20 protein-coding genes are annotated in these 23,941 nt (G+C 65.1%); 13 read left to right on the top strand and 7 right to left on the bottom strand.

Features of this window, described 5'->3' with window-relative positions:
* The first annotated feature begins 48 nt into the window (after positions 1-48).
* A complete protein-coding gene (locus QOU61_RS02590; RefSeq protein ID WP_289656589.1) occupies positions 49-849 on the top strand; it encodes an FAD binding domain-containing protein in 801 nt (266 codons plus the stop codon).
* Between the two features lie 311 nt (positions 850-1,160).
* A complete protein-coding gene (locus QOU61_RS02585; RefSeq protein ID WP_289656588.1) occupies positions 1,161-2,273 on the top strand; it encodes a CaiB/BaiF CoA transferase family protein in 1,113 nt (370 codons plus the stop codon).
* Between the two features lie 134 nt (positions 2,274-2,407).
* On the opposite strand, the gene hppD is transcribed toward QOU61_RS02585, so the two are convergent.
* A complete protein-coding gene (hppD, locus tag QOU61_RS02580; protein ID WP_289656587.1) occupies positions 2,408-3,526 on the bottom strand; it encodes a 4-hydroxyphenylpyruvate dioxygenase in 1,119 nt (372 codons plus the stop codon).
* 116 nt (positions 3,527-3,642) lie between these two features.
* Between hppD and QOU61_RS02575 the strand changes: the two genes are divergently transcribed.
* Both QOU61_RS02575 and QOU61_RS02570 read left to right on the top strand, forming a co-directional pair.
* Positions 3,643-4,119, top strand: coding sequence for an Lrp/AsnC family transcriptional regulator (locus tag QOU61_RS02575; RefSeq protein WP_289656586.1), 477 nt, complete (start codon positions 3,643-3,645; stop codon positions 4,117-4,119).
* A gap of 116 nt (positions 4,120-4,235) precedes the next feature.
* Positions 4,236-4,547, top strand: coding sequence for a DUF1272 domain-containing protein (locus QOU61_RS02570; RefSeq protein WP_289656585.1), 312 nt, complete (start codon positions 4,236-4,238; stop codon positions 4,545-4,547).
* A gap of 139 nt (positions 4,548-4,686) precedes the next feature.
* On the opposite strand, the gene fahA is transcribed toward QOU61_RS02570, so the two are convergent.
* From fahA to QOU61_RS02545, 5 genes are all read right to left on the bottom strand, one after another.
* Entirely contained in the window at positions 4,687-5,958 is a 1,272-nt protein-coding gene (gene fahA / locus QOU61_RS02565) for a fumarylacetoacetase (RefSeq protein WP_289656584.1), read from the bottom strand.
* A 107-nt stretch (positions 5,959-6,065) separates the two neighbouring features.
* A complete protein-coding gene (gene hmgA / locus QOU61_RS02560; protein ID WP_289656583.1) occupies positions 6,066-7,412 on the bottom strand; it encodes a homogentisate 1,2-dioxygenase in 1,347 nt (448 codons plus the stop codon).
* Positions 7,413-7,414: 2 nt separating this feature from the next.
* On the bottom strand, positions 7,415-8,368 hold the full coding sequence (locus QOU61_RS02555; protein WP_289656582.1) for an MBL fold metallo-hydrolase: 954 nt from the start codon (positions 8,366-8,368) through the stop codon (positions 7,415-7,417).
* Positions 8,368-8,637 (bottom strand): DUF2783 domain-containing protein, encoded by a 270-nt coding sequence (locus QOU61_RS02550; protein ID WP_289656581.1) that lies wholly within the window; start codon positions 8,635-8,637, stop codon positions 8,368-8,370. Before QOU61_RS02550 ends, QOU61_RS02555 begins: the two co-directional genes overlap by 1 nt.
* 11 nt (positions 8,638-8,648) lie before the next feature.
* Positions 8,649-10,274, bottom strand: a complete 1,626-nt coding sequence (locus QOU61_RS02545; RefSeq protein WP_289656580.1) for an FAD-dependent oxidoreductase — start codon at positions 10,272-10,274, stop codon at positions 8,649-8,651.
* A 187-nt stretch (positions 10,275-10,461) separates the two neighbouring features.
* Between QOU61_RS02545 and QOU61_RS02540 the strand changes: the two genes are divergently transcribed.
* From QOU61_RS02540 to QOU61_RS02520, 5 genes are all read left to right on the top strand, one after another.
* Positions 10,462-10,968, top strand: coding sequence for a MarR family winged helix-turn-helix transcriptional regulator (locus tag QOU61_RS02540; protein ID WP_289662188.1), 507 nt, complete (start codon positions 10,462-10,464; stop codon positions 10,966-10,968).
* Positions 10,969-11,000: 32 nt separating this feature from the next.
* On the top strand, positions 11,001-11,948 hold the full coding sequence (locus QOU61_RS02535) for a LysR family transcriptional regulator (protein WP_289656579.1): 948 nt from the start codon (positions 11,001-11,003) through the stop codon (positions 11,946-11,948).
* 97 nt (positions 11,949-12,045) lie between these two features.
* A complete protein-coding gene (locus QOU61_RS02530; RefSeq protein WP_289656578.1) occupies positions 12,046-13,461 on the top strand; it encodes an MFS transporter in 1,416 nt (471 codons plus the stop codon).
* A gap of 47 nt (positions 13,462-13,508) precedes the next feature.
* A complete protein-coding gene (locus QOU61_RS02525; protein WP_289656577.1) occupies positions 13,509-14,342 on the top strand; it encodes a shikimate dehydrogenase family protein in 834 nt (277 codons plus the stop codon).
* Positions 14,343-14,357: 15 nt separating this feature from the next.
* Complete coding sequence (locus tag QOU61_RS02520; RefSeq protein WP_289656576.1) at positions 14,358-16,214, top strand: bifunctional sugar phosphate isomerase/epimerase/4-hydroxyphenylpyruvate dioxygenase family protein; 1,857 nt, start codon at positions 14,358-14,360, stop codon at positions 16,212-16,214.
* Positions 16,215-16,220: 6 nt separating this feature from the next.
* On the opposite strand, the gene QOU61_RS02515 is transcribed toward QOU61_RS02520, so the two are convergent.
* The gene (locus QOU61_RS02515) at positions 16,221-17,027 is read right to left on the bottom strand and encodes an N-acyl homoserine lactonase family protein (protein WP_289656575.1); all 807 of its coding nucleotides are present in this window, start codon (positions 17,025-17,027) and stop codon (positions 16,221-16,223) included.
* 381 nt (positions 17,028-17,408) lie between these two features.
* Between QOU61_RS02515 and QOU61_RS02510 the strand changes: the two genes are divergently transcribed.
* The 4 genes from QOU61_RS02510 (at position 17,409) to QOU61_RS02495 (ending at position 23,940) form a co-directional block, all read left to right on the top strand.
* Positions 17,409-18,923, top strand: coding sequence for a caspase family protein (locus QOU61_RS02510; RefSeq protein WP_289656574.1), 1,515 nt, complete (start codon positions 17,409-17,411; stop codon positions 18,921-18,923).
* A 163-nt stretch (positions 18,924-19,086) separates the two neighbouring features.
* Positions 19,087-19,734: an OmpA family protein gene (locus tag QOU61_RS02505; protein WP_289662186.1), complete on the top strand. Its 648-nt coding sequence runs from the start codon at positions 19,087-19,089 to the stop codon at positions 19,732-19,734.
* A 160-nt stretch (positions 19,735-19,894) separates the two neighbouring features.
* A complete protein-coding gene (locus QOU61_RS02500) occupies positions 19,895-20,797 on the top strand; it encodes an efflux RND transporter periplasmic adaptor subunit (protein ID WP_289656573.1) in 903 nt (300 codons plus the stop codon).
* Positions 20,797-23,940 (top strand): efflux RND transporter permease subunit, encoded by a 3,144-nt coding sequence (locus tag QOU61_RS02495; RefSeq protein WP_289656572.1) that lies wholly within the window; start codon positions 20,797-20,799, stop codon positions 23,938-23,940. The genes QOU61_RS02500 and QOU61_RS02495 overlap by 1 nt, the downstream gene beginning before the upstream one ends.
* The last annotated feature ends 1 nt before the right edge of the window (position 23,941 follow it).

Raw genomic sequence — 23,941 nt, 5'->3', positions numbered from 1 at the left:
AAGAAAGTGCAACGGCTGCGATATGCGCAGCGTCCAGGGAGCACCACCATGTATGAGACGACCTATCATCGCGCCGCCTCCGTCGACGAAGCGGCGGCGCTGTTCGCCAAGGGCAAGGAAGCGAAGTATCTCGCCGGCGGTCACACGCTGCTTCCCGTGATGAAGCAGCGGCTGGCCTCGCCGTCCGACGTCATCGATCTTGGCCGGATCAAGGAATTGATCGGGGTCGAGGCGTCCGGAGATGCGCTGACGATCAGGGCCGCGACCACGCATTATGACGTGGCGCAGAGCGCGGCCGCCCAGAAGGCGATCGCCGCGGTTGCCGCGCTCGCCTCCCATATCGGCGATCCCGCGGTGCGCCACCGCGGCACCATCGGCGGCTCGCTTGCCAACAATGATCCGGCGGCCGATTACCCTGCGGCGGTGCTCGCGCTCGGCGCCACCATCAAGACCAACAAGCGCTCGATCGCGGCCGACGATTTCTTCAAGGGGCTTTTTTCCACCGCCCTCGAGGATGGCGAGATCATCACCGCCGTGTCGTTCCCGATTCCGGCCAAGGCGGCCTATGCCAAGTTTCCGCATCCCGCCTCGCGCTTCGCGCTGACCGGCGTGTTCGTCGCCAAGACCAAGTCGGGCGACGTTCGCGTCGCCGCGACCGGCGCGTCGCAGGATGGCGTAGTTCGGGTTGGCGCGATCGAAAACGCGCTAAAGTCGAACTGGTCGGCATCCGCGCTCGACAATGTGAAGATCGACGCCAACGGCCTGCTGAGCGACATCCACGGCTCCGCGGCCTATCGCGCCAACCTGATCAAGGTGATGGCGCAGCGCGCGGTCGCCGCGGCCGGATAGCCACTCGACGCAAGTTCCGCCGGTGGTGGCGCGCAGCGATGCGCGCCGCCTTTCGTTTTTGGGTCATATTCTGTCGCAAAAGGCGCTTGCCCCCGTTGCCGCTTGGCGGGACAATTTCACCCTAGTGGAGCGGATTTGACGTTCGCTATCCATTTGCCGCAGTCCGCTCATGCGAACGTCAAGTCCAGGACTTCACTAGCAATTATAATCTGCTGGTGGTCCTTTGATTCTAACATTCGCAAACGTGGCTCCCAAAGTGGGGAGCGAATGTTAGAATTGGACCGCCAGGAAACGCTGTCAGGAAAAAGACCGTGCTCGACAAATCGGCCCCGCAATCGCAAACCCGCAGCGCTGGCCCGCTGACCGGCTTCCGCATCGTCGAATTCGCCGGCATCGGTCCCGGCCCGTTCGCCTGCATGCTGCTGGCCGACATGGGCGCGGAAGTCGTCACGCTCGATCGCGTCCGCGCCGGGAAGAACCTGAAGTCGGTCGCTGGCCGCGGCCGCAAGGTGATCGAGCTCGACCTGAAGGACAAGGCCGCGGTGGCGCAGGCGCTGGAGCTGCTGGCGAACGCCGATGCACTGATCGAAGGCTTTCGGCCCGGCGTGATGGAGCGACTGGGCCTCGGTCCCGACGTCGTGCTCGCGCGAAACCCGAAGCTCGTCTACGGCCGCATGACCGGCTGGGGCCAGGAAGGCCCGCTGGCGCAGGCCGCCGGCCACGACATCAACTACATCTCCCTGACCGGTGCGCTGGCGGCGATCGGGCCGAAGGAAAGACCTATACCGCCGCTCAATCTGGTGGGCGATTTCGGCGGCGGCGCGCTCTATCTCGTGGTCGGCGTGCTCGCGGCGCTGCTGGAAGCGTCGAAATCCGGCAAGGGCCAGGTGGTGGACGCCGCGATGTGCGACGGTGCTGCGTCATTGCTCGCGATGTTTTTCGATCTCGCTGCGATGGGACGATGGGACGGCGGCCGCGAGAGCAATTTTCTCGATGGCGGCGCCCATTTCTACGGCGTCTACGAATGCGCCTGCGGCCGTTTCATCTCGATCGGCTCGATCGAGCCGCAATTCTATCGATTGCTGCGCGAGCACGCCGGGCTTTCGGACGCCGCGTTCGACGCCCAGATGGACCGCAAGGCATGGCCGACGCTGCGCGAGAAGCTCACCGAAGTCTTCAAGCGCAAGACCCGCGACGACTGGTGCACGATCATGGAGGGCACCGACATCTGCTTTGCGCCGGTTCTCACCATGAAGGAAGCCCCTGATCATCCGCACATGGCGGCGCGAGGCGTCTTCGTCGAGCGCCATGGCGTGACGCAGCCGGCGCCGGCGCCGCGCTTCTCGCGCACGCCGTCGACGATCCGCGAGGCGACGGCGGCCGACATCACCGGCGTGATCGACGCGTGGAAGGCGGGACGGTAGAGTCTGATGCAAGAATTGTAGGGTGGGCAAAGGCGCAGTTGCGCCGTGCCCACCATATGATCTCGGCGTATCGGCAAGGCGGTGGGCTCGCTTCGCTTAGCCCACCCTACGATGCTGGCCGGGACGACGGCGCGCTACGCCGCGCGATCGGCCTTCAGCACGCCACGGCGGATCTGGTCTTCCTCGATCGATTCGAACAGCGCCTTGAAGTTGCCCTCGCCGAATCCGTCATCGCCCTTGCGCTCGATGAACTCGAAGAAGATCGGCCCGATCGCGTTCGCCGAGAATATCTGCAAGAGAACCTTGGTGTGGCCGCCCGCGACGACGCCCTCGCCGTCGATCAGGATGCCGTTCTTCTGCAGCCGCGCGAGGTCCTCGCCGTGCTTGGGCAAGCGGGCATCGATCTTTTCGTAATAGGTATCCGGCGGCGACGGCATGAAAGGCAGGCCGGCCGTACGCAGCGTCTCGATGGTGCGATAGATATCCTGCGCGCCGCAGGCGATGTGCTGGATGCCCTCGCCGCGATAGACCTTGAGATATTCCTCGATCTGCCCGGAGTCGCCGGCATCCTCGTTGATCGGAATCCGGATCTTGCCGTCGGGGCTGGTCAGCGCCCGCGAGAACAGGCCGGAGGCGCGGCCCTCGATGTCGAAGAAGCGGATCTGGCGGAAGTTGAACAGTTTTGCGTAGAAGCCGGTCCACACATCCATGCGGCCGCGATGGACGTTGTGGGTCAAATGATCGATGTAATAGAGCCCGGCGCCCGCAGGGCGTGGGTCGCGCGCCCCCAGCCACTCGTACTCCACGTCGTAGGCCGAGCCGTTGGCGCCATAGCGATCGACGAAATACAGAAGACTGCCGCCGATGCCCTTGATGGCGGGAACGTCCAGCGTCTTCTCGCCCGAGGAGATTTCTGCGGGCTCGGCGCCGAGCGCGATCGCGCGCTCATAGGCACGCCTGGCATCGACGACGCGAAACGCCATCGATGGCGCGCACGGTCCGTGCGCGGCGACGAAGTCGAAACCGTGCGTACCCGGCTCCTCGTTGACGAGATAGTTGATGTCGCCCTGGCGGTAGACCGTGATCTTCTTGCTCTTGTGCCGCGCGACCGCGATGTAACCCATCAGCTTGAACAGCGCATGCAGCTGTTGCGGATCGGGGTGGGCATATTCGACGAACTCGAAACCGTCGGTGCCCATCGGGTTGTCGGCGGTGATCGTGGCGGCCGGCGCGTCGTGCGGAAACGGACCCATGGCGAATCTCCCTTGCTTTGGAGAATTCTGAGCCATCGGACGCGCAAAGTGTGTGCAAATGGGATCACTTTAGGCTATATTATGCACGTTTCGTGCACATAACTGGTATTTTACGCATGATCTCGGTTGACGCCTTCGACCTCAAGATGCTGGCCGCGCTGCAGGACGACGGCCGGCTGACCAACCAGCAGCTCGCCGAGCGCATCGGCCTGTCGGCCTCGCAGTGCTCCAGGCGACGGATGCGGCTGGAGCAGGAAAAGGTGATCGCGGGCTATCACGCCGACCTCGCGGGCGAAGCGCTCGGCTTTGGCCTCGTCGGCTTCATCCACGTCACGCTCGCGACCCACTCGCCCGACAACGCCAAGAAGTTTCGCGCGCTGGTCAATCGCGTCGACGAAATCCAGGAGGCCTATTCGCTGACCGGCGACGCCGACTATGTGCTGAAGGTGGTGCTGCGTGACCTCAAAGGCCTGTCCGATCTCGTCAACGAGGTGCTGATGCCGCACCAGAGCGTGGCGCATGTGCGCTCATCGATCGTGCTGGACCGGCTGAAGGAGAGCGCGAAGCTGCCACTGCGCGTTCTGCAAGACTGACCGCTCCGCTTCGCCTCGCACGGCAGAGAAAGGGTGGTGGCCCAATTCGAGGGAATTTCGTCATTCGAAACGCTGCCACGACTTGCGATCATTCTTCGTTAGCGCCGGAGAGTATCATGGCCCTGCAACTGCGACCGAACTGCGAATATTGCGACAAGGACTTGCCGCCGCAGGCGACCGAGGCGCGCATCTGCTCCTACGAATGCACGTTCTGCGCCGACTGTGTCGAGACCAGACTCAACAATGTTTGCCCGAATTGCGGCGGCGGTTTCGTGCCGCGTCCGATCCGCCCGTCGCGGGAATGGCGGTCAGGCGCGTGCGTCTCAAAACAGCTGCCGTCAGACAAGCGCGTGCATTTGAAATATCCGCTCGACGACATCGCCGCGCATGTGGCGCGGATCAGGGATATCCGGCCCGAGGAGCGGTGAGAGTTTAGCGCAGCAGCTCTGCTCCCTCGCCCTGCAAGGGGGAGGGTTGGGGTGGGGGTCGACCACCGTCAAGTCATCCCCTCCCGATTTGCGCTGACACGCAAATCGACCTCCCCTTTCAAGGGGAGGTTAAGAGCAATCACTCGGCCGGCGCGATCGTGCCCTCGACCGCGCCAAAGCCGACGCGGTAGCCGTCGCCCTGGCACCAGCCGGACATCTGAAGCGAATCGCCGTCTTCGAGGAAGGAGCGCTTCACGCCGCCGCCGAGATCGGCCGGCTCGGTGCCGTTCCAGCTTATTTCGAGCAGGCTGCCGCGCTGGTGTTTCTCCGGTCCCGAGATGGTGCCGGACCCTAAGAGGTCCCCGACATTCATCGCGCAGCCCGAGGAAGCGTGGTGCACGAGCTGCTGCACCGAGGACCAGTACATGTATTTGAAGTTGGTCTGGCAGATGATCTTCGCCTCATTCATCTCGCCGGCGCGCAGGTCGACCTCGAGCTCGATGTCGTAATTGTTGGGCTTGGTCTGGCGCAGATAGGGCAGCGGCGCCGGCGCCTGTTCAGGACCGTTGAGGCGGAACGGCTCCAGCGCCTCGCGCGTGACCACCCACGGGCTGATCGAGGTCGCAAACGCCTTGGCCTGGAACGGCCCCAGCGGCACATACTCCCATTGCTGGATGTCGCGCGCACTCCAGTCGTTGAGGATCACGAAGCCGAAGATCATCGCCTCCGCCTGCTGCTCGGTCAGCATCTCGCCCATTTTCGACGGCTGTCCGACGACGACGCCCATCTCCAGCTCGAAGTCGAGCCGCTTGCACGGCCCGAAGCTCGGCAATTCGACATTCGGCGGCTTCAACTGGCCGCGCGGGCGGCGCACCCTGGTGCCCGACACGACGACGGTGGAGGCGCGGCCGTTATAGCCGATCGGCATGTGCAGCCAGTTCGGCTGCAGCGCGTTGTCCTTGCCGCGGAACATGACGCCGACATTGGTGGCGTGTTCCTTCGACGCATAGAAATCGGTGTAGCCCGAGACCGTGATCGGCAGATGCAGCTTCACGTCCTTCATCGGCACCAGCGCGCGCTTGCGCAAATCGTCGTTGTCGCGCAGCTCCGGATGGTCGGCGCGCAACAGCTCGCTGATCCGCGCGCGCGTCTTCGACCAGACCTGCGGCCCCAGCGCCATGAAGGGATTGAGGCTGGAAGCGGCAAACACCGCGGGCTCGACGAGGTCGAAGCGGCAATCCTGCGCCAGCTCCCAGAGGTCGAGCACGTGGTCGCCGATCGCAACGCCAACACGTGGCGCGAGCCCGTCCCGCGCGGAGAACACGCCGTAGGGCAGGTTCTGGATCGGGAAGTGCGAGGCCGGGTCGACCGGAACGAAGGAACGGAGTTTTGGGTCGTTGGGATGTGGCAATTGATTCTCCAGTCGTCATGCCCGGGCTTGAGCCGGGCATCCATCTTTAAGGGCAATCTTTGAAGAGTGATGGATCGCCGGGTCAAGCCCGGCGATGACCAATGCGCTTACGGCTTCTTCGGATCGAACCGCTTCTCGAGGCCCTTCCAGCAGTCGGCGTAGTCATCCTGCAGCGTCGCCGCGGTGGCGGCATATTGGGTGACGCGCTGCGGATAGCGGGTCTCGAACATGAAGGCGAGCGTGCCCGAAAGCTTCACCGGCTTCAGCTCGCCGTTGGTCGCATGATCGAAGGCGTCGCGGTCGGGACCATGGGGCAGCATGCAATTGTGCAGGCTCATGCCGCCGGGCGTGAAGCCCTGCGGCTTGGCGTCATAGACGCCATAAACCAGGCCCATGAACTCCGACATGATGTTCATGTGATACCAGGGCGGACGGAAGGTGTTTTCCGCGACCGCCCAGCGCTCCGGGAAGATCACGAAATCGATATTGGCGGTGCCCGCGGTCTCCGACGGCGAGGTCAGCACCGTGAAGATCGAGGGATCGGGATGATCGAAGCTGATCGCCCCGACCGGCGAGAAATGGCGCAAGTCATATTTGTACGGTGCGTAGTTGCCATGCCAGGCGACGACGTCGATCGGCGAATGCGGCAGCTCGGCCCTGAACAGCGAGCCACCCCATTTCACGTAAAGCTCGGTCGGCGTGTCCTTGTCCTCATACCAGGCGACGGGCGTCAGGAAGTCGCGCGCATTGGCGAGACAGTTGGCGCCGATCGGACCGCGCTCCGGCAGCGTGAAGGCGCCGCCATAGTTCTCGCAGAGATAACCCCGCGCCGGACCAGACGGGATCTCGGCGCGGAATTTCACCCCGCGCGGGATCACGACGATCTCGCCCGGCTCGGCGTCGATGCGGCCGAATTCCGTGACGAAGCGGACATTGCCCTGCTGCAGCACGAACATCATCTCGCCGTCGGCATTGTAGAAATGCTGATCGACCATCGATTTGGTGATCAGGAAGACGTGCGCGGCCATGCCGGCCTGGGCGTTGACGTCGCCCGCGGTGGTCATGGTGCGAATGCCCTGAAGCAGCGTCACCTCTTCCTTCGGCAGCGGCGTCGGATCCCAGCGCAGTTGCGCGATCGGCAGGTCGTATTCATGGCAGGGCGCCGAGCGCCACAGGCCGGCGTCGACCTTGGCGAACCGCCCCGAATGCTTCACCGATGGGCGGATGCGGTAGAGCCAGGAACGCTCATTGGTGCCGCGCGGCGCCGTGAAGGGCGAGCCGGAGAGCTGCTCGGCATAGAGGCCGTAGGCTGCGCGCTGCGGCGAGTTGCGCCCGATCGGCAGCGCGCCGGGCAGCGCCTCGGTCTCGAAACTGTTGCCGAAGCCGGACATGTAACCCGGCGTCACCTGGGCGGAGCTTTTCACGATCATGTCAGGCGAGGTGTTGATGTTCATGGTCATCCTCCTTGCAGGGCGGTCCACATTTCGCGGTCGCGCTCGGCGGTCCAGATCACGGGATCGTCGATCCCCGAAGCTTCGTCGAAGGCCCGGGACACGTTGAACGGCAGGCAGTGCTCGTAGATCGCAAAGCTCGAAAATTTCGGGTCCATCACCGCCCGCGTCGCCGCCATCGTGTCCTTCAGGCTGCGGCCCTTGGCGACCGACTGCTCGGCCGCGTTATAGAGGGTCGTGACGAAGTCGCGCGTCATCGCGATCGCCTCGCGCGTGGTGGCAAGCCCCTTCAGCGCGTCGCCGCGGCCGGGCGCAATCGCCTTGGGATTGAAGGCGCGGATCTCGTTCAGCGTCGCCGGCCATTCGCGCAAATGCGCATCGCCGCAGTAGCAGGCGGAGTGGTATTCGATCAGGTCGCCGGAAAACATCACCTCGGCATCGGGCACCCAGGCGACGATGTCGCCCGAGGTGTGGCCGGCGCCGAGCTGCATCAGCCGCACCTCGCGCTTGCCAAGATAGAGCGACATCTGGCCTTCGAAGGTCAGCGTCGGCCAGGTCAGGCCGGGGATGCTCTGCGCGTCCTGGAACAGGCGGGGAAAGCGGCCATATTCGGAATCCCAGTCCTGCTTGCCTCGCTCGGCGACAAGCCGATAGGTCTCCTGCGAGGCGACGATGGCCTGCGCCTTGTAGGCCGAGGCCCCGAGCACGCGCACCGCGTGGTAATGCGACAGCACGACATATTTGATCGGCTTGTCGGTGACCTTCTTCACACGCTCGATCACCTTGCTCGCCATCGCCGGCGTCGCCTGCGCGTCGAACACGAGGCAGCCGTCCTCGCCGACAATGACGGCAGAGTTCGGATCGCCCTCGGCGGTGAAGGCATAGAGATCGGGACCGATCTCGGAAAAGGTCACCTTCTTTTCGGCGAGATCGCCGGTGGACGCAAAACCCTTCGCCATCACAAGAACCCTTCGTCGTATTGCTGTTGCTGTTGCTGTTGCTGTTGCTGCTGCTGCTGCTGCTGCTGCCGCGCATCGAGCATCCCGCGCCTGGCGAGCGCGAGCGCCTCATTGAGCACGCCGATGTCCCCGATATGGTTGGCAAGGATCAGGAGCAGCGCCGCATCGAAATCGGCGCTCTCCGCCTCGCTCAGGCCCCGGTGCGCTTCCACGATGGCGCGGAAGGCGTCATCGGGCTTTGCGAAATTGGAACGTGTGGACAGCGCCATGACCGAAACCCTCACTGCAGGCCCGCGGCGCGCGCCAGCGCCGCTTCGAGCGCCGCGCGGGTGGGCTTGCGGAAACGCGCCGCGACATAGCCGTCCGGCCGCAGCAGATAGGCGCTGCCCGGCGCGGCGTCGTAGCGGGCGCACGCCACGCCTTGCGCATCGACCAGCCCGTCATCGTCACCGATGCGGATCGCGCCGAGGTCCTCGGGCCGATCGACCGCCACCCCGTTTCCAAACTCGAGCAGCGCAAAGCCGGTTCCTTGCGCGATGAACGCGTCGGTCAGGAACGTGACGTTGCCGGAGCGGCTCGCGACCGGCGCATCGGGCATCGAGGTGCCCGGCCGCGGCCCGCCTTCCCAGGCATCGGCATCGGCCGTCGACAGCGGCGTCTCATAGACCGAGGGCACCGAGAGGCGGCCGCCATTGACCATGCGCTTGCCGAACTCGGTTTCCTTGGCGAGCGACAGCACCGCGCGCCGCAGCCGCGCCTCCTGCGGCGTGGCGGGCGCCATGAAATCGGTCGAGCGGGTGGATTCGCGGATGTTCTCGTCGGCCGCCGCGCTGCGCTCGATGTGGTAGGTTTCGAGCAGGCTCGCCGGCGAGGCCTTGCACAGCACGCGATCGAGCTTCCAGGCGAGGTTCTCCGCATCTTCCAGGCCCGAATTGGCGCCGCGCGCGCCGAACGGCGAGACCTGATGCGCCGAATCGCCGGCGAAGATCACCCGGCCATGGATGAAGCGATCCATCCGCCGGCACTGGAACTTGTAGAGCGAGATCCACTCGAACTCGAACTTGTCGTGGCCGAGCATGCGCGCGATGCGCGGCCGCACGTTCTCCGGCCGCTTCTCGGCGATCGGATCGGCGTCGCGATTGAGCTGCAGGTCGATGCGCCAGACATCGTCGGGCTGGCGATGCAGCAGCGCGGAACGGCCGGCATGGAACGGCGGATCGAACCAGAACCAGCGCTCGGTCGGGAACGCCGCGCTCATCTTCACGTCGGCGATCAGGAACTGGTCCTCGAACACCTGGCCGGCGAAATCCGCACCCACCATCTGCCGCAGCGAGGAACGGGCGCCGTCGCAGGCGATGACATACGAGGCGTGCAGGCGGTACGCCCCGTCCGGCGTCGCGACCGTCAGCGCGACGTAATCGTTGCGCTGCTCGAGCCCGACGACCTTGTTGCGCCAGCGCAACGAGATCGCCGGCAGCTCCTCGACCCGGTCGACCAGATAGGCCTCGGCATAGAACTGCTGCAGGTTGATGAAGGCCGGCCGCTTGTGTCCCTCCTCCGGCAGCAGGTTGAACTGGTAGAGCTGGGAATCGCCGTGGAAGATTCTTCCGACGCTCCACACCACGCCCTTGTCGACCATGCGGTCGCCGACCCCGAGCCGGTCCCAGAATTCCAGCGAGCGCTTGGAGAAGCAGATCGCGCGCGAGCCCTCGCCGATACGGTCGGCATCGTCGAGCAGCACCACGGACTGGCCGCGTTGCGCGAGATCGATCGCCAGCGACAGCCCTATCGGACCTGCCCCGATCACCACGATCGCGTGCTCCGCGACGGCGGCCGCGGCGCGGTCCTGATCGGGGTGACGGCGATAGCCGAACTGGGTCTTTGCCTTATCGTTGGCCTGCGCCATGCGCGAAAACCTCAAGGCTCTGGTCAGGACGAAGCGGGTCTGCTAAATTAGTCTCACTTGCAACTATTTTAGCCGGACCCGCCCGGCCGTCAACTCAATTCGGAGCGATTCTTTGCCAAAGGAATTGCCAAAAGATTCGTCAAGGGCCCTGCCGAGAGCGCCGTCCCGGGCCCGGTCCGCGGCTGCGATCGATCCGGGGCGCGACGAACGCGACGACGAAGAGCGGCTGGACCTGTTCGGCTTCGTGCCGTTCCGCCTCAACCGGCTCGCGGCCGAGGTCTCGGCCGCACTGTCGATCGAATACGCCGCGCGCTACGGCCTCGACATTCCGGAATGGCGGGTGCTGGCGACGCTCGGTTTCCGCCGCGAACCTTGCAGCGCGCAGTACATTTCGCACTGCACGCGCACGCACAAATCGACCATCAGCCGCGCCGTCACCGCGCTGCTGGAACGCGAGGTCATCGAGCGGGTCGAGAACGAGGCCGACCGCCGCGAGTTCCGCCTGCGCCTGACACGCAAGGGCCGCATCCTCTATGAAGACCTGATCCCGCGGCTCCTGCGCAAGGAGCGGGAGATCCTGACCTGCCTCTCGGCACAGGAGCGCAAGGAATTCGCCCGCCTGCTCGGCAAGGTCGAGAAAAGCCTCGGCCTCGTCCAGACCAGCAGGGAGGCGGACGAGAAAGAGGCGTATTGAGCAACCCGGCTGTTGCGTTATCCTGACGGGCGATGATGACGCTCCGACAGATCGAAGTGGTTCGCGCCGTGATGATCTCGGGCACGATCAGCGGCGCGGCAAAACTTCTCAACGTCTCGGCGCCGGGCATCAGCCGTCTGATCAAATATACCGAGCGCTCGCTCGGCATCCGTTTCTTCACGCGGCAGAACGGCCGCTATTTCCCGACGGCGGATGCGCAACTCATCTTCGAGCAGATCAACGCGGTCTACAAGAAGGTCGATGATCTGACCGACGTCATCGGCAAGATCGGCCGCGGTGACCTGTCGGAGCTTCGGATCGGCTCGGTGCCCAGCATCGCACAGGTGATGGTGCCGCGCGCGGTGGAGAAGACGCGGCGCCGCTATCCCGACCTGAGGATGGACATCAACATCCTGAAGATCGAAGAGGCGATCGACTACCTCCTGCTCGGCAAGGGCGACTGCGCCGCGATCAGCTACCGGCTCGATCATCCCGCGCTCGATTTCCTGCCGCTCGCCTCCGGCCGGCTGTTCTGCATCGTGCCGGAAGGCCACGCGCTCGCCGAACGCAGGAAAATCTCGGCGGCCGAGATGACGCGGTTTCCGCTGATCGGAATCGAGCCGACCGATCCCTATGGACGCATCATGGCGGAATTGTTTGCGCGCAACAAACTGCCCTATGACATCACGATCCGCGCGCGCTTCGGCAATACAGTCTGCTCGCTGGTGCAGGCACGGCTCGGGATTGCCGTGATCGACCAGTTTTCGGTCGCGCATGGCAACATCCCCGGCGTGCGCATCCTGGAGATCACGGAGCCAACGCGGTTCGACACCTTCATCGCGATCAAGCGCGGCGCGCCGCTTTCGCCTTACGCGACGCATTTCATCGCCTGCCTGCGCGCGGAGATGGAAGCGGTCGGACCGGGGCAAAAGGCGCGTCGCCCGCAAAATAACATGAGGTTAAGTTCGTCGCATAAATGAGTAATTGTGTTAGCCGGTCACGGCGATATGGTCTGGTCCATCGCAAATAAAAGGCCCGTCGAAGGGCTGCCGACAACAAGCGCTGGAGGAAGCAAACATGACCGAATTGGCTAGTCATCCAATGCATCTGCGCCAGTCGAAGCGGGCGGCGGCGAGCGGATGGATCGGTTCCGCGCTCGAATATTATGACTTCTTCATCTATGCGACCGCGGCCTCGCTGGTGTTCCCGCAGATCTTCTTCCCATCCCAGAATCCCACCGTTGCGATCATCGCGTCGCTCGCGACCTACGGCGTCGGCTATGTCGCCCGTCCGATCGGCGCCTTCGTGCTCGGCCATTGGGGCGACACCCATGGGCGGCGCAACGTGCTCCTGCTCTGCATGTTCGTGATGGGGGCGTCGACCATGCTGGTCGGCGTGCTGCCGACCTACCAGCAGGTCGGCATCTGGGCGCCGATCCTGCTGGTTGCGCTGCGCCTGATCCAGGGCTTTGCGGTGGCCGGCGAAATCTCTGGCGCGAGCTCCATGATCCTCGAACATGCGCCGTTCGGCCGGCGTGGCTACTATGCGAGCTTCAGCCTGCAGGGCGTGCAGGCCGGCCAGATCTTTGCCGCCGCCGTGTTCCTGCCGCTCGCGGCCTATCTGCCGAGCGAAGCCTTCAACAGTTGGGGCTGGCGCATCCCGTTCCTGATGAGCATCGTCGTCATCGTCGCCGCTTACATCATCCGCCGCGAGGTCAACGAGACCCCGGCCTTCGAGCGGGCCGAGGAAGAGGGCAAGGTCGCCCGGACGCCGATCATCGAGGCCTTCAGGAGCAGCTGGGCCGACATCCTGCGCGTGGCTTGCATGGCGCTGATGAACGTCATCCCCGTCGTCGCGGCCATCTTCGGCGCGGCCTACGCGGTGCAGCCGGCCTACGGCATCGGCTTTGCGAAGGAGATCTATCTCTGGATCCCCGTGGCCGGGAATATCCTCGCCGTGCTGTTCATTCCATTCGTCGGCGCGCTGTCCGACCGGATCGGCCGCCGTCCGCCGATGATCATCGGCTCGCTGGTCGCCGCGCTGCTGTCGTTCGCCTATCTCTATGCCATCAGCATCCACGACGTCTGGATGGCGATCATCGCCTCGCTCCTGATGTGGGGAATAGTCTATCAGGGCTACAACGCCGTATTCCCGGCGTTCTACCCGGAGCTGTTCCGCACCCGCTATCGGGTGTCCGCGATGGCGATCGGCCAGAATATCGGCACCGCGATCAGCGCCTTCCTGCCGGCACTGTTCACGGCCGTGGCCCCTCCGGGCTCGACCGGCATCCCGCTGAAGATCGGCGCCATCACGCTCGGCGTTGCCGCAATCGCCGCGATCGCAGCCTTCTCGGCGCGCGAAACCTACCGATTGCGCCTGAACGACCTCGGCAATCCCGACGCGACGCCGCTGCCCAAGGACGAATATGATCGCCTGCGCGCCCGGAGCGAGCCGGACACCGGCGGCCCGGCGCCGTCACTCGCAAGCAGCTAACAACCGCAAACAGCTAGCAACCGCAAACAGCGCTGAATGAACGCTCTATGATCGACGGCTACACCAAACTCATCGCGCATATCGGCTATCCGACAGGGTCGTTCAAGGCGCCGATGATCTACAATCCCTGGTTCGAGAAGCGCGGCATCAACGCCGTGGTCGTGCCGATGGGATGCAAGGCGGACGACTACGCATCCTTCTTCAGGCCGCTGTTCCGGCTGAGCAACATTATCGGCGCGCTGGTGACGATGCCGCACAAGGTCGCGACCATGGCATTGCTCGACGAGGCATCCGTCTCCGCGAAGGTGGCGGGCGCGTGCAATGCCGTGCGCCTCGACCCCGACGGACGATTGATCGGCGACATGTTCGATGGCGAGGGTTTTGTGCGCAGCGTCCTGCGCAAGGGACGCGCGCTCGCCCCGGCACGCGTGCTGGTGGTCGGCAATGGCGGCGTCGGATCGGCGATCGCCGCGTCCTTTGCCAAGGCCGGCGTCCGGGAAATCGCGCTCTACGACGCCCATGCCCCTTCGATGACGGGACTGGCGGAGCGGATCCGCGCGCACTACCCGAATTTGAAGGTCATCGTCGGGTCCAGCGATCCGGCCGGGTTCGACATCGTCGTCAACGCCACCCCGCTCGGCATGAACGCGGGCGACCCGCTGCCGATGGATGTTGCCCGGATCTCGCCCAACACGCTGGTCGGCGAAGTCGTGATGAAGCAGGAGATCACGCCGTTCCTTGCCGCCGTGCGCCAGCGCGATTGCGAAGTCCAGGTCGGCACCGACATGCTGTTCGAGCAAATTCCGGCGTATCTGGAGTTTTTCGGCTTTTCCACCACGACGGCCGACGAGCTGCGCGCGGTGGCGAAGATCCACTACTAGTTCGGGGATGATTCGATGGTGACACGGGCGATCGCGACCGTCTCGCTCAGCGGAACTCTCGAAGAGAAGCTGCGCGCCATTGCCGCCGCCAAATTCGACGCGGTCGAGATTTTCGAGAACGACCTGCTGGCCTTCGACGGCCGGCCGCGCGACGTCGCCGCGCTCTGTCGCGATCTCGGGCTTTCGATCTGTGCGTACCAGCCGTTCCGCGACTTCGAGGGCATGCCCGAGCCGCAGCGCGCGCGCAATCTTGTGCGCGCGATGCGCAAATTCGACCTGATGCGCGAGCTGGGCACCGACCTTCTGCTGGTTTGCAGCAACGTCTCGCCGGCCGCGCTCGGCGGCATCGACCGCGCCGCCGCCGACTTTCGCGAGCTTGGCGAGCGCGCGAAAGCGCGCGGACTTCGGGTCGGCTTCGAGGCGCTCGCCTGGGGGAGGCACGTCAGCGATTATCGCGACGCCTGGGAAATCGTGCGGCGCGCCGACCATCCCAATGTCGGCCTTGTGCTCGACAGCTTCCACACCCTCGCGCCACGTTTCCCGCTCTCGGCGATCGCTTCGATTCCCGGCGATCGCATCTTCCTGGTTCAGCTTGCCGACGCGCCGCAGCTCGAGCTCGACGTGCTGTCCTGGAGCAGGCATCACCGCTCGTTCCCCGGGCAGGGCGACCTGCCGGTCGGCGATTTCATGGACGCACTTGCGGCGACCGGCTATTGCGGCCCGCTGTCGCTGGAAATCTTCAATGACGCGTTTCGCGCAGGGCTCGCCTCCAACGTCGCCATCGACGGCTACCGCTCGCTCGCGCTGCTGGAAGACGCCCACGCGCCATCATCGGCAAGGGTCCCGCCGCGCACGAAAACCCGCGGCATGGGTTTCGTGGAATTTGCCGTCGACCGCACGCACGGCGAAGAACTGACCAATCTTCTGTCGCAACTCGGCTTTGCGCTGACCGGCAGGCACCGCAGCAAGAGCGTCGAACATTGGTCGCAGGGCGATATCGATCTCGTGGTCAACTATGAGCAGACCGGCTTTGCCCGCTCCCATTACGTCACCCACGGCTCGGGCGTCTGCGCCATCGCCATGAAGGTCGACGATCCCACCGCCGTCATGTCGCGCGCCGAGACCTTGAAGGCCGCGCTGTTCCGACAGCCGGTCGGACCGGACGAACTGGAAATTCCCTCGATCCGCGGGGTCGGCGGCAGCCTGCTCTATTTCGTTCGCGGCGACGGCGAGAACTGGAACCGGGATTTCGAGGCTGTCGCAGCCGAGCCAGCGGCGAACTCGCTCACCGCCGTCGACCATATTTCGCAATCGATGCCGCATGGTGACATGCTGTCCTGGGCGCTGTTCTATGGCGGCGTTCTTGACCTTGAACGCCTGCCGCAGCACGAGGTTGCCGATCCCGTCGGGCTCGTTCAGAGCCAGGCCTTCATCAATTCGGATGCAAGCGTGCGCATCGTGCTCAATGGATCGACCGCGACGCGCACGTCATCGGCGCGCTTCATTTCCGAACATCTTGGCTCCGGCGTCCAGCATATCGCGTTCACCTCGAGCGACATCTTCGCGACGGTTGCACGCATCCGTGCTCGCGGCGCGGCGCTGCTCGACATCCCCGGCAACTACTATGACGATCTGGAGGCGAAATACGACTTCGCGCCGGGAATGGCCAGCGCCCTGCGGGACAATCACATCCTCTACGATCGCGACGCGAGCGGCGAATTCTTCCAGGCTTATACGCGCGTGTTCGACGAACGCTTCTTCTTCGAGATCGTTCAGCGCAGGAGCTATTCCGGCTTCGGCGCGCCCAACGCAGCCATCCGCCTTGCCGCGCAGTACCGCGAGGCGCGCCCCGCCGCGCTGTTGCGAATCTAGCCGCGGTTATTTCGCGAACGAGCGCGACGGCGCCAGATGCAGCGCGAAGGCATCGACCTTGTCGCTCGCGCGCGGATAGATCTCGCTCACGATCGGGTCGTGGCCGGGGATGAAGCGGTCGGGATGGCCGGCGAGCCGCTCGACGATCTCCCAGCCCTGCGCCATGTCGCCGACATTGTAGACGATGGGGAACGGGCTCTTCTTGTGCAGGTTCGCGTAGTAGTGCGCCGCGTCGGACGCAAGCACCACGGGCCCCCGCGCCGTCTCGACCCGCACCACCTGCAAACCATCGGAATGGCCGCCGACCCGGTGCAAGGTAACGCCGGGCGCGACCTCGCCGTCGCCGGAATGGAAGGTGACGCGCTCGCTATAGACGTGACACACCATCTGGGTGACGTGCTCGACCGAGAACGGATGGCGCAGCACGCCATTGCACATGCAGCGGCCGGTCGCATAGCTCATCTCGCGATCCTGCAGGTGAAAGCGCGCGTTGGGGAAGCGGTCGAGATTGCCGGCGTGGTCGTAGTGCAGATGCGTGACCACGATATCGCGAATGCTGCCGGCAGCGACGCCGAAGCGCTCCAGCGCCTCGATCGGGTCAAGCGTCAGCTTGCGCGCACGCCTCGCCGCCTCCTCCGCGGTGAAGCCGGTGTCGACCAGGATGTCGCGGCCGCCTCCGCGGATCAGCCAGACGAAATAGTCGAGATCCTGCGCCGTGGTCTCGTGCGGATCGGGCACCAGAAAGTTCAGATGCGGCGTCCGCGGCGACATCGTCGCGTAGCGGATGGCATAGATTTCGTAGGCGTTTCCCATCGTCGTCACCGTTGTCCTGTTGGCGTCGGCAGCCCGGCACCAAGCCACCGCAACGGGCGGACGTCAAACCGCGCGCGGCGAGCGGCCGGCCCGACAGACGGCAGCGAGGACGCGAGGGAACAATCGCATGACGGCGGCTCGCGGATGGTCGCTGCTGCGGCCGCGAAAAGGTGGCGCGCGCGGCCGCGTCCGACGCGGCTGTCCGGCCTCCTTTTATTCCCGCAACAGGCGTGTCACATCGCGGTTAATTGTCGCGATAACAACGACTTCGCGAGCGGTTGACGGTGCCGGAGGCCGGTTTGATAATGCCGTTCCGCTAGAGTAAGGTCGCCGCGGCGCGAGCTGGTTTCGGCGCCTGTTGGGCTGCTGGATAGCCGTGGTATGAAAACTCGCCTTGCACTGCTCCTTACGCTGATTTTCGCGATTACCCCGACCATCCCGTCCCAGGCAGCCGGGGACCGCTATGCGCTCGTCATCGGCAATGCAAAATATCCCGACGCGGACACCCCGTTGAAGGAGCCGATCAACGACGCCCGCGACGTCGCCGACGAGCTCAAGCGCGACGGCTTCACTGTCGAGATCGGCGAGAACCTCACGGGCGACGGGATGCGCCGCGCCTTCGATCGCCTGTACGGCAAGATCAAGCCGGGCTCGGTCGCCCTGATCTTTTTTTCCGGCTTCGGCGTGCAGTCGAGCCGGCAGAGCTACCTGATCCCGGTCGATGCGCAGATCTGGACCGAGGCGGATGTCCGCCGCGACGGCTTCAGCCTCGAGGCGGTCCTGGGCGAGATCAACAACCGTGGCGCCGGCGTCAAGATCGCGCTGATCGACGCCTCCAGGCGTAATCCGTTCGAGCGGCGCTTCCGCAGCTTCTCCGCAGGGCTTGCGCCCGTCATTGCACCCAACGGAACGCTGGTGATGTATTCGGCGGCGCTGTCGTCGGTGATCTCCGACAATGGCGGCGACCACAGCCTGTTCGTGCAGGAGCTGCTCAAGGAAATCCGCGTACCCGATCTGATGGCGGAAGAGACGCTCAACCGCACCCGGGTCGGCGTCACCCGCGCCTCGCGCAGCGAGCAGGTGCCGTGGATTTCCTCTTCGCTGGCGGAGGATTTCTCCTTCATCCCCGGTTCCGGCGGTTCCCGCCCGGGACCGACCGTCGCCAGCAACTCTCCGCAGGCTGACCCGCCGCGGCCCCCGGCGCCTCCGCAACCTCCGGCTCTGCCGCCCCAGACCGCGGCGACGCCTGCCAAGCCGCCGGCCGACGCGGCGCCGTCCAAGCCGCCGGCCGACGTCACGCAGCCGAAACCGCAGGTCGAGGCAGCCGTGCCGCCGGTCCAGCCGCCGCCGAGCAATAGCGGCAATGCCCCCACGCCTCCCGCCAGCGCGCCCGCGCTCGCGGATGATCCGACCATCAAGAGCCTGACCGCCAAGATCAGCGAAAATCCCGACGACGTCAGCGCGCTCTACCGACGCGGCCAGGTCTATGCCAGCAAGGGCGCGTATACCCTCGCGATGAAGGATTTCGACGACACGCTGCGGATCAACCCGCGCGACGTCGAGGCGCTCAACAACCGCTGCTGGGTCAGGACCGTGACCGGTGACCTGCAGGCGGCGCTGAAGGATTGCAACGAGGCGCTGCGGCTGCGGCCGAACTTCGTCGATGCGCTGGACAGCCGCGGCCTGGTCAACCTGAAGGCGGGCATGACCAAGAACGCCATCACTGATTTCGACGCGGCGCTGAAGATCAACCCGCGGCTGACCTCCTCCCTGTACGGACGCGGCCTTGCCAAGCAGCGCAACGGCTCGGTTTCCGAAGGCAATCTGGATATTGCCAACGCCAAGGCCATGGACCCGAATATCGTCCAGGAGTTCGAAAGTTACGGGGTCCGTTGAGTTTTTTAGGCCGTCGGCGCCCTGCCCGTCGAACCAGCAGCGGACGCCGCAGACAAATAGAGTGACATCGCGAAATGGGCTCCGGTGTCGGCACCGGTCGCGGCTTTTTGGATCATTTTTTTCAACGCGCGGGGCAGCGCAGGAGGGACTGGCAATGTCACGAATGTCTGGGACAACTCTCACCGCGATTGTGTCGATCGTGATGCTCGGTGCGACCTTGTCGTTTGGCATGACCAGGGCCGTGGCCGCCGACGACGTCACCGAGGACCAGATCATCAAGGCGCTGGCGCCGGCCAAGAAGCCGCTGACCCGCGGGCTGTCGGTTGGACCGCAATCCGACCCCGCGCCGAGCGCCGCCGAGACCCAGTTCGTCAGCTCGATCCGCGGCCGCGCCACGCGCTCGCTGACGACGTCGGAGCGCGAGGAAATCGCCACCATCGCCAAGGCCAAGCCGAATATCGACCTGGAAATCACCTTCGACTACAACTCGGCCAATATCAGCCAGAAATCAGTTCGTTCGGTGCAGGCGCTGGGACGGGCGCTGACCAATCCCGACCTGAAAGGCTCGACGTTCATCGTCGCCGGCCATACCGATGCCGCCGGCAGCGACAACTACAACCAGGATCTGTCGGAGCGGCGCGCCGACGCAGTCAAGCGCTACCTGGTGGACAATTTCCACATCGCTTCGCCCGACCTCGTCACCGTCGGATATGGCAAAACCAAACTGAAGGATCCGAGCCAGCCGATGGCGGAGGCGAACCGCCGCGTGCAGGTGGTGAACATGGAAAACAAGGCGACCGCGTCCAAGTAAACACGCTTGTGACGGCCGTGACGCAGGGTAAAGTATCGTCGCGATCACGCGTCCCGCTCGCCTGCGGGACGTTCGTTCATTTCGGGGACCATGCGCGCCGCATCAATGCGGGCCGCCACGTCCCTGTTTCCTGTTGTGGAAGGTCTTGGTTGATCGGGCGATGAACTTCTCCGGATACCTCAAGCCTGCGGGGGGCGTGGCGTTCTTCCTTGCCGTTGCGGCGGGCCTCTGGTGGCTCGAGCATCGCCCGCGCCCCGAGGAAAAGGATACGTCGGGCCAGGCCCAGGTGGTCGTCACCAAATCGACCAATGCCTGTTTTTCCGACCTGGTGCGGGTGACCGGCTTCATCGTGCCGCGCCGCGAGGCCGTGGTCGGGGCCGATCAGGAGGGCTCCCGGGTCACCGACCTGTTCGTCCGCGAAGGCGACACCGTCACCGACAACCAGGAAATGGCGCGGCTGAGCCCGCCACCACAGCGGCCCAACGCGCCGGTCTCGCTGCGCGCGCCCGCCGCTGGCCTCGTCACCGAGGTCAAGACCATCGTCGGAGCGCCCGCCTCGCCGCAGGCCGGACCGATGTTCCGGATCGCGATCAACAACGAAATCGAGCTCGACGCCGAGGTGCCGGCGGCGCACATGCTCAAGCTGAACCCCGGCGCGACGGCGCGCGTCAGCCGCGACAACGCGCCGGACCTGGTCGGCCGGGTCCGCGTGGTCTCGCCGCAGATCGACCGCACCACGCAGCTCGGCCATGTCAGGATCTCGCTGACCAACAATCCCTCGCTGAAGGTCGGCATGTTCGCCCGCGCCAATATCGACGCCAAGCGCTCTTGCGGCGTCGCGGTGCCGCGCACCGCGATCGACCATCTCACGGTGCAGGTGGTGAAGGGCAACACCGTCGAGACGCGACGGGTGCGGGTCGGGCTGGTGTCTGACACCAACATCGAAATCCTCGAAGGTCTGGAAGTCGGCGAAGTCGTCGTGGCCGACGCCGGCTCTTCGCTGCATGACGGCGACCAGATCAAGACGGTGTTCGCCGATGAAATCGATCGACGGGTACGCTGATGGCGCTCAATATTTCGGCATGGTCGATCCGCAACCCGCTCCCGTCGGTCGTCTTCTCGATCATCCTTCTGGTGCTGGGCTGGGTCTCCTTCACCAAGCTCGCGGTGACGCGGCTGCCCTCGGCCGACATCCCGGTGATCTCGGTTGCCGTCTCGCAGTTCGGCGCGGCGCCATCCGAGCTTGAATCCCAGGTCACCAAGACGATCGAAGACGGCGTCTCCGGCGTCGAGGGCGTAAGGCATATTTCCTCCTCGATCACCGACGGCCTGTCGGTGACCACGATCCAGTTCGCGCTGGAGACCAACACCGACCGCGCGCTCAATGACGTCAAGGACGCGGTCACCCGTGTGCGCGCCAACCTGCCGCAGAACGTCAACGAGCCGCTGATCCAGCGTGTCGACGTCATCGGCCTGCCGATCGTGACCTATGCGGCGATCTCGCCGGGCAAGACGCCCGAGCAGCTCTCTTATTTCGTCGACGACGTCGTCAAGCGCGCGCTGCAGGGCGTGCGCGGCGTGGCGCAGGTCGAGCGCATCGGCGGTGTCGAGCGCGAAATCCTGGTGTCGCTCGATCCCGATCGGCTGCAGGCCGCGGGGCTGACCGCCGTCAATGTCAGCCAGAGCCTGCGCGGCACCAATGTCGACCTCGCCGGCGGCCGCGCCGAGATCGGCAAGAACGACCAGGCGATCCGCACGCTGGCCGGCGCCAAGACGCTGAACGATCTCGCCGGCACCATGATCGCGCTGTTCGGCGGCGGCGAGGTTCGCCTCGACGACCTCGGCACCGTCACCGATACCATCGCCGACCGTCGCACCTTCGCCCGCTTCAACGGCGAGCCGGTGGTCGCGCTCGGCATCAAGCGCTCCAAGGGCGCCTCCGACGTGGTGGTGGCGGGCCTCGTGCAGAAGCGCATCGACGCGCTGAAGGCCGCCTATCCCGACGTCGACCTGAAGCTGATCGACACCTCGGTCGACTTCACCAAGGGCAACTACGAAGCCGCGATCTCGACCCTGTTCGAGGGCGCCTTCCTCGCCGTCGTCATCGTGCTTCTGTTCCTGCGCGACATCCGCGCCACCATCATCGCCGCGATCTCGCTGCCGCTGTCGATCTTCCCGGCGTTCTGGATGATGGACATCCTGGGATTCTCGCTCAACCTCGTCTCGTTCCTCGCGATCACCCTGTCGACCGGCATCCTGGTCGACGACGCCATCGTCGAGATCGAGAACATCGTCCGTCACATGCGGATGGGCAAGTCGCCCTACCGCGCCGCGCTTGAGGCGGCTGACGAGATCGGGCTTGCCGTGATCGCGATCTCGCTCACGATCATCGCGATCTTCGCGCCCGCGAGCTTCATGTCGGGCATCGCCGGGCAGTTCTTCAAGCAGTTCGGCATCACGGTTTCGGTGCAGGTGTTCTTCTCGTTGCTCGCCGCGCGCTTCGTCACGCCGATGCTCGCCGCCTATTTCATGAAGGATCATCCGCACGACGAGCCGCAGCCCGGCCGCCTGCTGAGGGCCTATACGAAGCTCGTCACCTGGTCGGTGCACCATCACTTCATCACGGTCCTGATCGGCCTCGCCATCTTTGCCGCCTCGATCTGGAGCATCAAGCTGTTGCCGCAGGGCTTCCTGCCGGCGCAGGACACCGCGCGCTCGCTGCTCGCGATGGAGCTGCCGCCGGGCTCGCAGCTCGCCCAGACCGAGAAGGTCACGGAGGATATCGTGGCGCGGCTGCGCAAGCGGCCGGAGGTGAAGAGCATATTCGTCGACGGCGGCCGCGTGCCGCCGGGAACGCAGGAGGTTCGCCGCGCCGCGCTGATCATCAACTACACGCCGAAGGCCGAACGCAAGATCACCCAGCGCCAGCTCGAGCTCGAGGTCAGCAAGGAGCTCGAGGACGTTCCCGACATCCGCTACTGGTTCCTTGACGAGAATGGCCTGCGCGCGATCTCGCTGGTCGTTACCGGCGCCGACAGCAACATCGTCAACAACGTCGCGAGCGAACTCGCGACCCAGATGAAGCGAATTCCGACCATCTCCAACGTGATCTCGGAGGTCTCGCTCGACCGGCCTGAGCTGCGCATCCGGCCGCGTGCCGATTTCGCGACCCGACTTGGCGTCTCCACCGAGAGCCTGTCGCAGACCATCCGCGTCGCCACCATCGGCGACGTCGGCCCCGCGCTCGCCAAGTTCGACGCCGGCGACCGCCTGGTGCCGATCCGGGTCCAGCTCGAGGACGCTGCGCGCAGCGACCTGAAGACGCTCGAGCAGTTGCGGGTGCCGCTCGGCGAGCACGGCGAGAAGGGCGGCGTGCCGCTCTCGGTCATCGCCGACATCAAGCTCGACCAGGGGCCGACCAGCATCAACCGCTACGACCGCGAGCGGCAGGCGACCGTCGCCGCCGATCTCGTCGGCTCGGCGGCGCTCGGCGACGCCACCAAGAAGATCTACGACTTGCCGGTCATGAAGAGCCTGCCGAAGGGCGTCAAGGTGAGCCCGTCGGGCGACGCCGAGAGCCTCAACGAATTGTCGGAAGGCTTTGCCACCGCGATCACCGCCGGCCTGATGATGGTCTATGCGGTGCTGGTGCTGCTGTTCGGCACGTTCCTGCAGCCGATCACCATCCTGTTCTCGCTGCCGCTGTCGATCGGTGGCGCCATCGCCGCGCTGCTGCTCACCGGCAAGCAGCTCACCACGCCGGTGTGGATCGGCATCCTGATGTTGATGGGCATCGTCACCAAGAACGCGATCATGCTGGTGGAATTCGCGATCGAATCCATCCGCGCCGGCAAGCCGCGCGAGGAAGCGATGATCGACGCCGGCCAGAAGCGGGCGCGGCCGATCGTGATGACCACGGTGGCGATGGTGGCCGGCATGATGCCGAGCGCGCTGGCGTTTGGCGCAGGCGGCGAGTTCCGCTCACCGATGGCGCTCGCCGTGATCGGCGGGCTCCTGTTCTCCACCGTCCTGTCGCTGGTGTTCGTGCCGGCGATGTTCATGGTGATGGACGATCTCGGCTCGCTGATCTGGCACCTCGGCCGAAGGTTGATCGTCTCGAGCGCCGACCATGGCGACGACCAGCACAAGCCGCCGCCGGCGCCGCCAGCCCAATCCGCATCGACGATCGCGCCGGCCGCCGAATAGC

Source organism: Bradyrhizobium sp. NP1 (assembly GCF_030378205.1).
Lineage (GTDB): Bacteria > Pseudomonadota > Alphaproteobacteria > Rhizobiales > Xanthobacteraceae > Bradyrhizobium.
This window is presented reverse-complemented; position numbering and strand designations above follow the sequence as displayed.

Coding starts and splice junctions, on each gene's coding strand:
- QOU61_RS02545 (WP_289656580.1), bottom strand. CDS start 10,274: ATGGCGCAGGCCAACGATAAGGCAAAGACCCAGTTCGGCTATCGCCGT.
- QOU61_RS02525 (WP_289656577.1), top strand. CDS start 13,509: ATGATCGACGGCTACACCAAACTCATCGCGCATATCGGCTATCCGACA.
- QOU61_RS02495 (WP_289656572.1), top strand. CDS start 20,797: ATGGCGCTCAATATTTCGGCATGGTCGATCCGCAACCCGCTCCCGTCG.
- QOU61_RS02550 (WP_289656581.1), bottom strand. CDS start 8,637: ATGGCGCTGTCCACACGTTCCAATTTCGCAAAGCCCGATGACGCCTTC.
- QOU61_RS02530 (WP_289656578.1), top strand. CDS start 12,046: ATGACCGAATTGGCTAGTCATCCAATGCATCTGCGCCAGTCGAAGCGG.
- QOU61_RS02510 (WP_289656574.1), top strand. CDS start 17,409: ATGAAAACTCGCCTTGCACTGCTCCTTACGCTGATTTTCGCGATTACC.
- QOU61_RS02575 (WP_289656586.1), top strand. CDS start 3,643: ATGATCTCGGTTGACGCCTTCGACCTCAAGATGCTGGCCGCGCTGCAG.
- QOU61_RS02555 (WP_289656582.1), bottom strand. CDS start 8,368: ATGGCGAAGGGTTTTGCGTCCACCGGCGATCTCGCCGAAAAGAAGGTG.
- QOU61_RS02535 (WP_289656579.1), top strand. CDS start 11,001: ATGATGACGCTCCGACAGATCGAAGTGGTTCGCGCCGTGATGATCTCG.
- QOU61_RS02570 (WP_289656585.1), top strand. CDS start 4,236: ATGGCCCTGCAACTGCGACCGAACTGCGAATATTGCGACAAGGACTTG.
- hmgA (WP_289656583.1), bottom strand. CDS start 7,412: ATGAACATCAACACCTCGCCTGACATGATCGTGAAAAGCTCCGCCCAG.
- QOU61_RS02505 (WP_289662186.1), top strand. CDS start 19,087: ATGTCTGGGACAACTCTCACCGCGATTGTGTCGATCGTGATGCTCGGT.
- QOU61_RS02520 (WP_289656576.1), top strand. CDS start 14,358: ATGGTGACACGGGCGATCGCGACCGTCTCGCTCAGCGGAACTCTCGAA.
- QOU61_RS02590 (WP_289656589.1), top strand. CDS start 49: ATGTATGAGACGACCTATCATCGCGCCGCCTCCGTCGACGAAGCGGCG.
- QOU61_RS02500 (WP_289656573.1), top strand. CDS start 19,895: ATGAACTTCTCCGGATACCTCAAGCCTGCGGGGGGCGTGGCGTTCTTC.
- hppD (WP_289656587.1), bottom strand. CDS start 3,526: ATGGGTCCGTTTCCGCACGACGCGCCGGCCGCCACGATCACCGCCGAC.
- QOU61_RS02515 (WP_289656575.1), bottom strand. CDS start 17,027: ATGGGAAACGCCTACGAAATCTATGCCATCCGCTACGCGACGATGTCG.